Source organism: Cupriavidus sp. WS, from assembly GCF_000395345.1.
Taxonomy (GTDB): domain Bacteria; phylum Pseudomonadota; class Gammaproteobacteria; order Burkholderiales; family Burkholderiaceae; genus Cupriavidus; species Cupriavidus basilensis_B.
This window is the reverse complement of sequence record NZ_AQPL01000154.1, coordinates 1-1,117: the sequence shown is the minus strand read 5'-3', so window position 1 is coordinate 1,117 and position 1,117 is coordinate 1. Positions and strand designations below refer to the sequence as shown.

Sequence of the window (1,117 nt, the reverse complement as noted above, 5' to 3'; positions counted from 1 at the left end):
CGCCCTTCCCGCCCCGCTTTCACCTCCTCTCCGCGTCCTTTCACGCGCCCTTCCCCGCGCCTTTCCCCGCACGCCGGTCCGCCAAAGGCATGGCGGCGCGAACCGTTGACAGTCTCCCGTCTGCCGTGCCCTTCCTTAGGCTTACGGCGTTCGATCCATTGAATCGCCGCGGCCCGCGTACCAGACTGGCATTACACGACAAGTAAAACGACGGGCCGCGATTCCAGCGGCCCGCAGAGACACGACGAACCGGCCGGCGCACGCCCGGCACGCGTTCGCTGATTGCCACGCAACCGGGGAACAGCATGCAGACCGCCATCACATAACCGGCGCCACGCCGGTATCGCAGGATTGCCGCGCCCGCGCCTTGCGCGCGCCACGCCGGTCCCAGCCACAACAAGAACAAAGGAAGCGGCCATGGATGCTTGTCCATTCCCTGGCGCGGCGAGCTGTTGCCTTTTTCCGCGCGGTTGCCTCGCGCTGCTTGCCATATGTGCCTCACTGGCAGCAGCCCCGGCGCGCGCGGATGATGCCGTGCCTCCAGTCATCGCAGCGCCCGCGGCGGAGCTGCCCACGGCATCGCCGCCGGCCGCGCCGGCGGATTCGCCGCAAGCCCGGCCGCAAGCTTGGCCGCAGGTCTGGCTAAACCCGGGCCTGCTCTCCTACCACTTCAAGCGCGCGGCGCACTACAACGCGTACAACTGGGGGTTCGGCGCCGACGTGCGCGTCAGCGAGGACTTCACCTTGTCCGCCGGCGAGTACCGCAACAGCGTGCGCCGCCACTCGACCTACGCCACGGTGGCCTGGCAGCCGCTGCATCTGGGGCCGCTGCGGATCGGCGCCACGGCCGGCGCGATACGCGGCTATCCCGACGTCAACAACGGCGGCTGGTCGCCGATGGCGGCGCCGGTGATCGGCATCGAGTACGGCCGCGTGGGCGCGACCCTGATCTACGTGCCGACGATCAGGGGCAAGGTCGACGGCTGCATCTCCCTGCAGATCCGGATACGGGTCTGGTAGGCGCGGGCGGCGCCCCGTTCGCGATGTTCCCGCGCCGCGCCGGCGTTACGTAACGCGTAACGCCGCGGCGGCACGGCGCGCGCGCGCCCGCCGCGCC

The 1,117-nt window shown here is 70.3% G+C and carries 1 protein-coding gene; it reads left to right on the top strand.

What is annotated here, in order from left to right; all coding sequences use genetic code 11:
• Positions 1-534: 534 nt before the first annotated feature.
• A complete protein-coding gene (locus K206_RS0113780; protein ID WP_020202990.1) occupies positions 535-1,020 on the top strand; it encodes a hypothetical protein in 486 nt (161 codons plus the stop codon).
• Positions 1,021-1,117 lie beyond the last annotated feature (97 nt).